Consider the following 8,043-nt stretch of genomic DNA (forward strand, 5'->3'; position numbering starts at 1 on the left):
TGAATCCTTGCCGCGGGCTAGGACTTGTCCGGGGCGGCATCGTCGCGCAGGATCTGGCGATCCTCCACGCTGCGGCGGGTAACCGGGTCGCTGCCGTCCCAGCATTCGACGTTTTTAACCTCGGGCAGCATGTCCCGGTGGAAGACCGGGTCCACGCCCTTGCGGCGCTGCTCGTTGTAGTTCTTGAGCAGCTTGATGGCCACGCCGCTCAGCGGGACGATGGCGATGATGTTGAGCACGACCATGGTACCGGCGCCGGTATCGGCCAGCGAGAAGACCAGCGGGAGCGTGCCCACCGCGCCGAACCAGACGAAGAAGAGGACCACCAGGCGGAAGACCACCAACACGACCTTGGAGCGCGACAGGTACTCGACGTTGGCCTCGGCCAAATAGTAGTTACCCAGGATGGAAGAGAACGCCAGGAAGAACAGGATGAAGGTCACAAAGTGGATGCCCCAGTCGCCCACCTCGGACGACAGCGCGGTCTGCGTCAGGGACACGCCCTCGGCTTCCTCGCCGTAATTGACCTCGGAGCCCAGCAGGATGATAAACGCGGTGATGGTACACACGACCAGGGTGTCGAAGTAGACGCCCAGGGTCTGGACCAGGCCCTGCTTGACCGGGTGGGAAACCGTCGCGGTCGCCGCCGCGTTCGGGGCCGAACCCTCGCCCGCCTCGTTGGAGAACAGGCCACGCTGGATGCCCTGCATCATCGCGGTACCCAGGGCCGCGCCGGCAATCTCCTTGAAGCCGAGCGCGTGCCCGATGATGGCCTCGAACATGGCCGGGACGGCATCGAGGTTGGTGACCACGACGAACAGGCCCACGATGAGGTAGGCGCCGGCCATGAACGGCACGATGAGCTGGGTCATGTTGGCGATGCGCTGGACGCCGCCGAAGATGATAAGCCCGGAAATCGCCGCGATGATAACGCCCACGATGGCCTTGAAGGCGAAGCTGTCGTTGCCCATCGAGGTCGACAGGGAATCCGCGATGGCGTTGGTCTGGAAAGCGTTGTAGACAAAGCCGAAGGTAAAGGCGATGGCGACGGAGAAGATAACGCCCAGCGGGCCCCAGCCGAGGCCGCGCTTCATGTAGTAGGCCGGGCCGCCGCGGTAGGCGTCGCCGTCACGGACCTTCCACAGCTGCGCCAGCGTGGACTCGATGAAGGCCGTCGCGCCGCCCAGGATGGCGATAATCCACATCCAGAACACCGAGCCAGGACCGCCCAGGGAGATAGCCACGGCCACGCCGGCGATATTGCCGGTGCCCACGCGGGAAGCGGCCGAGATGGTAAAGGCCTTGAAAGCGGAGATGCCGCCGTAGTCCTCGTCCTCATCGCGCCCGGTGCCGTTGGGCCGCTCGACGACGGCCTTGAACATGTCGGGCACCATGCGGATCTGGACCAGAACCGTGCGAATGCCGAAGAAGATGCCCGCGCCGATCAGCAGCCACGGCACCACCCAGGTCCACAGAAAATCGTTGCCTGCGCCAACGATGTTTTCGAGAAAAGTCATGTAAATAACATAGCCTAGATCACGCTATGGGAGATCACTCGAAGGCCTGACACTGAGGGCAATAGTGCGTCGAGCGCCCACCCAGCACCCGCCGTTGCAGCAGGTTGCCGCACCGGCGGCAAGGCAGCCCGGCCCGCCCGTAGGCGTTCAAATCCCGGGCAAAATACCCGGACTCACCGTTGACGTTGACGTAGAGCGAGTCGAAACTCGTCCCGCCGGCGGCCAGCGCGGTGCGCATGACCGTCGCGGCAGCCTCGATGACCTCGCGGGCCCGGTACTGGCGCAGCGTACTCGCCCGCTTTCGGGGGTCGAGGCCGGCCAGCCACAGTGCCTCGTCGGCGTAGATATTGCCGATACCCGAGACCACCGTCTGATCCAGCAGGACGGTCTTTATCGGCACCTTCTTCGCGGTGATCCGGCGCGCGGCCGCCGCGATATCAAAGGCCGGATCGAGCGGGTCCCGGGCGATGTGCGCGATCGCCTCCAGGGGACCGTAGTGCCAGCGGCCGAAGGTGCGCTGATCGATGAAGTCTAGTTCCACCCCGCCGCTAAGCTGCGTGCGGATGCGCACGTGGGCGGAATCATTGTGTCCCACGCGCAGTTGCCCCGACATGCCCAGGTGGATAAAGACCACGTTGCGGGCGGGGTCGTCGGGGGGCTCGCCGGCTAGCTCCAACCACATGTATTTGCCGCGACGAGCCACCGCGCGCACGCGGGCGCCGACGAGCAGGTCGCCTAAGGGCACGTCCTGGCCGCGTGTGGCGCGCGGGTGCAGGACCTCGACGGCCTCGAAGGTGCGCCCGACCACGTAGGGCTCCAGCCCCCGGCGGACCACCTCAACTTCTGGTAATTCCGGCACGGTGTTGTTGGGCTCTAGTCGCTCGCCGCACCCGGGTTCGCGGTACCGGCGACCAGCCGCGGGGACTCGCGCAGCTTGTCGCAGGCCAGGTGCGCGGCCTGCTGCTCCGCCAGCTTCTTGTTATGCCCCTCGCCGCGGCCGAATTCCTGGCCGTTGACTAGGGCGACCGCGGTGAAGGTCTGATCGTGTTCCGGGCCGGTGGAGCTGGCCTCGTAGACGGGCATCGGCGCGTGCAGCTCGGCGCACAGCTCCTGCAGGGTGGTCTTCCAGTCCAGGTGCCGGCCGGCGACGGTGGCGGTGTCAATCTTATGCTGGAACAGCCGCAGCACCACCCGGCGGGCGGTCGCGAAGCCGAACTGGCGGTAGATGGCCCCCAGCAGCGCCTCGGTGGTATCGGCCAGGATCGACTCCTTGTTGGCCCCGCCGGAGGACTGCTCGCCCTTGCCCAGCAGGATATAGGAGCCCAGGCCGATCTCGCGGGCGATATCGGCCAGGCCGTAGCGCGAGACGATGGAGGCGCGCATCTTGGAGATGTCGGATTCGGGCCGGGACGGGTACTGCTCGTAGAGCTGCGCGGCCACGGACAGGCCCAGCACGGCGTCGCCCAGAAACTCTAGGCGCTCGTTGTTGGGCAGGTGGCCGTTCTCGTTGGCAAACGAGCGGTGCGTCAGCGCCAGGCGCAGGTGCTCGTCGTCGAGGTTGACCTGCAGCTTCTCGCGCAGCGGGGTGTGATCGACCGCGTCGTAGGCGACCGCCCAGGCGGCCAGCGGATCTAGCTTTGCTTTCTTGCTCACAGGAACTTCTCCAGCCCGGCCCACCGCGGGTCCACCTTCTCGTCGTCCGGGTCCTTCTCGCCGGACACCCCGGTGGTCACGCCCTTCGGCGTCTGGATATCGCAGCCGTTCTCACAGACCGGGGCGAAAGGCAGACTCAGGCCGACCTCGTCGATGACCGGCTGCAGCAGATCCACCTCGTCGCCTTCGACCTGGCCGATCTCGTCGCCGGAGCCCTGTTCCTCCTCGGATTCCGGATCGCCGGTGATGAAATCGTCGTCGGCGGCGAAGACCTGGCTGACGTGGATGTCCAGCGGCGGGTTCAGGGGGCTTAAGCACCGGGAGCACTCGCCGTGCAGGAGGCCGCGCACGTCGGCATCGACAAGCACGCCCCCGCCCAGCGGGGTCAGGGTCGCGTCCACGGTCAGCTCCTCGCCCTCTGGGACGGCAAGCATTTCGCCGCCGATGCGCGCTGGGGCGGGACCGGTCTGGCTGCGCTGGGTCGGCAGGCCCTCGGCGGACGCGCCCAGCAGCGAAGCAACGTTAAATTTCAGTGGTGAAGTCATATCACCGGATATCCTACCCCGCCGGTCAACACGGCACACGCGCTGCCCAGACGCACAGCTAGCTAAAGACTTTGCTGGGTAATCTGTCAGCCTCCTGAGCGAGCGGTCATAATGCGTTGGGGAGCCCGATTTTTCCTTTAACCCCGCGGGCGACCTGCCTAGACTGGTAGACCATGAACGAATCCATGTTGGCGGGCCTGCGCGAGGTGGCGTGGTCTTTTCCCCTCGCGGTCATCGCCCCGACAGTCTGCCTTGGCCTGGTGGGCTGCCTCGTCCGCCGGCTGCGCGGGCCACACCCGGCCGGGATCACCGGTTCCACCGGCTCCCGCCTGCGCCGCGTCTGCCTGATCGCGCTGTTGACCGGCATGGTCGTCGGCATCCTGCTGTTTGTACCGGTCCCCTTTGAAATCACCGTGCTGCTGGGCGCTGCCTGCATGGCGGTCTGCGCCGCCCAGCTGACCTGGAGCGCGAAGGAACCTCTCAGTGCCGCGTTCTGTTCGGTCGGCGCTCTGACCACCGGGATCGGGCTGGTCCACGCCTCCGTCTATTCCTACGGGCTCCTAACCGGCCACGTCACCAGCGGCGGGGAAGGCGATCTGCTGACGTCCTTCATGCTGCTGTGGCCGTTGTGCGCGCTGCCGGGGCTCATCTTCGCCCTGATCGCGGCCTTCCTCAACATCAAGTCCGCGCCCGTCGAGCCCACCAGCACCCAGCGCACGCCGGCGTATTTCTAGTATCTTCCCGCCCGCAGCTGGCCGCGCCCCTAGCGGGCAGGGCCAGCTAGGCCGGGCCGGAGTCTATCCGCGGTTGTCGTAACCGCTGTCGTAGCCGGCTTCGTAGGAATCCTGGCTGTAGCCGTTGTAACCGCGGGAGTAGTCGCTGCCGCCAGCCCGGCCGGCGGCACCGGCGCCGCGGCGCAGGGCCGTGCGATCCGAAGAGATGGTCCGCAGCACGGAGTTGAGGGTCTCCTCGAACTCGCCGAGCTTGCTGTCCACGAACTCGTCGCACTCGGTGCGCAGGCGGTGGGACTCGGAGTGGGCGGTGTCCACGATCCGGTGGGCTTCCTCGTTGGCCCGGCGCGCCACCTCCGACTCGGAGACCAGCCGGTCCTGCTCTTCCTGGCCGGCGGCCACGGCGCGCTCGTAGGACTCCTGCCCCTGGGCGACGGCGCGCTCGGCGTCGGCGCGGGCCTTTTCCACGGTGGAATCGGCCTCGTTCTGCGCGCGCTCGACCAAGCCGGCGGCGTGCGCCTGGGCGTCGGCGACCATGGACTCGGAGTCCGCCTGGGCGCGGGCGATGATGTCGTCGGCCTGCGCGTTGGCGTCCGCCACGGTGTGCTCGGCGCGCTCCTCGGCGCCGCGGATAATCTCATCCTGCTTGTCGAGGACGTCCTGCGCGTCGTCGATTTCGACGGGCAGGGCGTTACGCAGATCGTCGAGCAGGGCGAGCATCTCGTTGCGGGGAACCATGCAATTCGAGGTCATGGGAACGCCCCGGGCTTGCTCCAGGTTCTGTACTAGTTCATCAAGGCTTTCGAATACGCGGTACATGATGACCAGCCTAGCCAGCGCAACCAGCTACGGCGGCTTCCCACACTGGGAAAGCCCGGAAAATCTCAAGTTTCACTTGAGACTATTCCGCTCCCCTTCCCTGCCCCTGCACCGCGCACGGAAAAACCCGGCCACCTCCCCTATAAAAACTAGGGAGACGTCCGGGCCGGGCGCGCCGGTTTTAGATGACGCCCTGGGCGAGCATGGCGTCAGCGACCTTCTTGAAGCCGGCGATGTTCGCGCCGGCGACGTAGTCGCCCTCGCGGTCGTATTCCGCGGCGGTCTTGTCGATGTTGGTGAAGATATTCGACATGATCTGGCGCAGGCGGTCGTCGGTGTAGTCGAAGGACCAGGAGTCGCGGGAGGCGTTTTGCTGCATCTCCAGCGCGGAGGTGGCCACGCCGCCGGCGTTGGCGGCCTTGCCCGGCACGAAGTTGACGTGGGAGTCCTGGAAGGCGTGGACGGCCTCCGGCGTACACGGCATGTTCGCGCCCTCGGCCACGTACTTCACGCCGTTGTCGATGAGCTGGCGGGCAGCGTCGCCGTCCAACTCGTTCTGGGTGGCGCACGGCAGGGCCACGTCGGCGGCCACGGACCAGATGCCCGCACCCTCGTGGTATTCGACGTTGCCGCCGGCTTCCGCAGCGTAGGCAGAGATGCGCTCGCGACGGTTTTCCTTGACGTCCTTGAGCAGCTCGATGTCCACGCCGTCCGGGGTGGTGACGTAGCCGGCGGAGTCCGACATCGCGACCACGGTCGCGCCGAGCTCCTGGACCTTGGCGGCGGCGTAGATGGCCACGTTGCCGCTGCCGGAGACGATCACGCGGGCACCGGAGAGGTCCTCGCCGTGGGACTGGACCATCTGCTCGGTGATGTAGACGGTGCCGTAGCCGGTGGCCTCGGTGCGCACCAGGGAGCCGCCCCAGCTGAGCCCCTTGCCGGTCAGGACGCCGGACTCGTGCTGGTTGGACAGGCGGCGGTACTGGCCGAAGAGGTAGCCGATCTCGCGGCCGCCGACCCCGATGTCACCGGCCGGCACGTCGCGGTATTCGCCGATGTGGCGGTGCAGCTCCGTCATGAAGGACTGGCAAAAACGCATGATTTCCTGGTCGGACTTGCCCTTCGGGTCGAAGTCCGAGCCGCCCTTGCCGCCGCCGATGGGCAGGCCGGTCAGGGAGTTTTTGAAGATCTGCTCGAAGCCCAGGAACTTGATGATGCCCAGGTTGACCGACGGGTGGAAGCGCAGGCCGCCCTTGTACGGGCCCAGCGCCGAGTTGAACTGGACGCGGAAGCCGCGGTTGACGCGGATATTACCCTCGGCGTCGGTCCACGGCACGCGGAAGATGAGCTGGCGCTCCGGCTCGCAGAGCCGCTCGACCAGGCCGTAATCCGCGTAGTGGGGATCCTTTTCCAGGACGATCTTCAGCGAGTCCAGGACCTCGGAGAGCGCCTGGTGGAATTCCGGCTCGCCCGCGTTCCTCTTCAGCAGCTTGTTGTAGTAATCGGAAATCTGGAGGTCTACGGACATGTCTTCTCCTGCTCGGTAGTAACTAATTGGCTTCGACCAGTCCCCGGTTTTCGCGGGGCCTGTCTAGTGACAGTTTCCTTGGGCGAGGCCACTTTCGCAACCACTTTTTGGGCGCTAAAAATTACTCACCCCTTCCTAGCTGCGTTTTTGCGAGATATATTTTCTGTCATAGTACCGAAATTAAGGGGTGAAGCGCCCCAGCTTTCACCGGCTGGCCGCGGGTGAGAGAAAAAGCGTGCCCTATAATTGCGCCCATGCATATCGTCGTCGCCCCAGACTCTTTCAAAGGCACCGCTAGCTCGAGCCTGGCCGCCGCCGGCCTGACCTCCGGAATCCGGCAGGAACTCCCCGACGCCACGGTGGTGACCTGCCCGCTAGCCGACGGCGGCGAAGGCACCGCGCTGGCGCTGGCCACCGCGGCCAGCCTCGCCGGCCGGCAGCTCGCCCGCGTGCACATCCCCTCGGTGGACGCTCTCGGCCGGCTCACGGAGGCGGAATACTACTTCGATCCGGAAAACGCCACGGCCTATATCGACGTCGCTGCCGCTACCGGCCTGCCGGCGGTCGCCGATAGCCCGGATCCCCTCCGCGCGGACTCCTTCGGCACCGGCGCCCTCATCGCCGACGCCGAGACCCGCGGTGCCAAATCCATCGTGCTGGGCCTGGGCGGCAGCGCGACCGTCGACGGCGGCATCGGCATCCTGTGCGCACTCGGCGCCGCGCCCCACGACGCCCGCGGCCTCGCCCTGGCTCAGGGCCCGGCCGAGCTGGTCCGCCTGGGCGACATCGACACCGCGCAGCTGAACTACAAGGCCGGGATGCTCGACTACACCCTGCTGGCGGATACGCGCTGCGTCCCCCAGCAGGCGCCGGCGATGTACGGCCCGCAGAAGGGCGCGAGCCGCGAGCAGGTCGCCCTACTGACCGGCGCGCTGCTGCGCCTGTGCGAGTTCACCGAGCAGGACCCCGCCGCCGAGCATTTCGGCGCGGCCGGGGCGATCCCGGTAGGGCTGAGCTGGATGTCGCGCATCCTGTGGGGCAACGACGAGCACGTGCGTGTGGTCAGCGGGGCCGACTACGTTGCCGACGCGCTGGATCTCGACCGGCACCTGGCCGCCGCCGACGTCGTCGTCACCGGCGAGGGGCGCTTCGACGCGCAGTCGCTGACCGGCAAGGTCGTGGGCACCGTCGCCGAGCGCGCGGCAGCCTCCCCCGCCGCGCCGCGCGTGGCCATCGCGGCCGGCCAGTTC

The 8,043-nt window shown here is 66.9% G+C and carries 8 protein-coding genes; 2 read left to right on the forward strand and 6 right to left on the reverse strand.

From position 1 onward, the window contains the following. Nucleotides 1-17 precede the first annotated feature (17 nt). The 4 genes from ACEE23_RS10435 to ACEE23_RS10450 are packed head-to-tail and all read right to left on the reverse strand — an operon-like array spanning nucleotide 18 to nucleotide 3,715. Nucleotides 18-1,517 carry an alanine/glycine:cation symporter family protein gene (locus ACEE23_RS10435; protein ID WP_368519086.1) on the reverse strand — a complete coding sequence of 500 codons (1,500 nt, stop codon included), beginning with the start codon at nucleotides 1,515-1,517 and terminating at the stop codon, nucleotides 18-20. 34 nt (nucleotides 1,518-1,551) lie between these two features. Beyond that, nucleotides 1,552-2,376, reverse strand: coding sequence for a bifunctional DNA-formamidopyrimidine glycosylase/DNA-(apurinic or apyrimidinic site) lyase (mutM, locus tag ACEE23_RS10440; protein WP_368519085.1), 825 nt, complete (start codon nucleotides 2,374-2,376; stop codon nucleotides 1,552-1,554). 14 nt (nucleotides 2,377-2,390) lie between these two features. Continuing rightward, nucleotides 2,391-3,170: a ribonuclease III gene (gene rnc, locus ACEE23_RS10445; RefSeq protein ID WP_368519084.1), complete on the reverse strand. Its 780-nt coding sequence runs from the start codon at nucleotides 3,168-3,170 to the stop codon at nucleotides 2,391-2,393. Then, entirely contained in the window at nucleotides 3,167-3,715 is a 549-nt protein-coding gene (locus ACEE23_RS10450) for a YceD family protein (RefSeq protein WP_368519083.1), read from the reverse strand. Before ACEE23_RS10450 ends, rnc begins: the two co-directional genes overlap by 4 nt. 173 nt (nucleotides 3,716-3,888) lie before the next feature. Here ACEE23_RS10450 and ACEE23_RS10455 point away from each other — a divergent pair, with 173 nt between their 5' ends. Then, nucleotides 3,889-4,449 (forward strand): hypothetical protein, encoded by a 561-nt coding sequence (locus ACEE23_RS10455; RefSeq protein WP_368519082.1) that lies wholly within the window; start codon nucleotides 3,889-3,891, stop codon nucleotides 4,447-4,449. A gap of 63 nt (nucleotides 4,450-4,512) precedes the next feature. On the opposite strand, the gene ACEE23_RS10460 is transcribed toward ACEE23_RS10455, so the two are convergent. After that, complete coding sequence (locus ACEE23_RS10460) at nucleotides 4,513-5,265, reverse strand: DivIVA domain-containing protein (RefSeq protein ID WP_448872737.1); 753 nt, start codon at nucleotides 5,263-5,265, stop codon at nucleotides 4,513-4,515. 181 nt (nucleotides 5,266-5,446) lie between these two features. After that, nucleotides 5,447-6,793 carry an NADP-specific glutamate dehydrogenase gene (gene gdhA / locus ACEE23_RS10465; RefSeq protein WP_368519080.1) on the reverse strand — a complete coding sequence of 449 codons (1,347 nt, stop codon included), beginning with the start codon at nucleotides 6,791-6,793 and terminating at the stop codon, nucleotides 5,447-5,449. 254 nt (nucleotides 6,794-7,047) lie between these two features. Here gdhA and ACEE23_RS10470 point away from each other — a divergent pair. Then, nucleotides 7,048-8,043: glycerate kinase (locus ACEE23_RS10470; protein WP_448873595.1), on the forward strand; the 996-nt coding region annotated here is incomplete at its 3' end.

The sequence above is a fragment of the Corynebacterium sp. 32222D000AT genome (genome assembly GCF_053546955.1).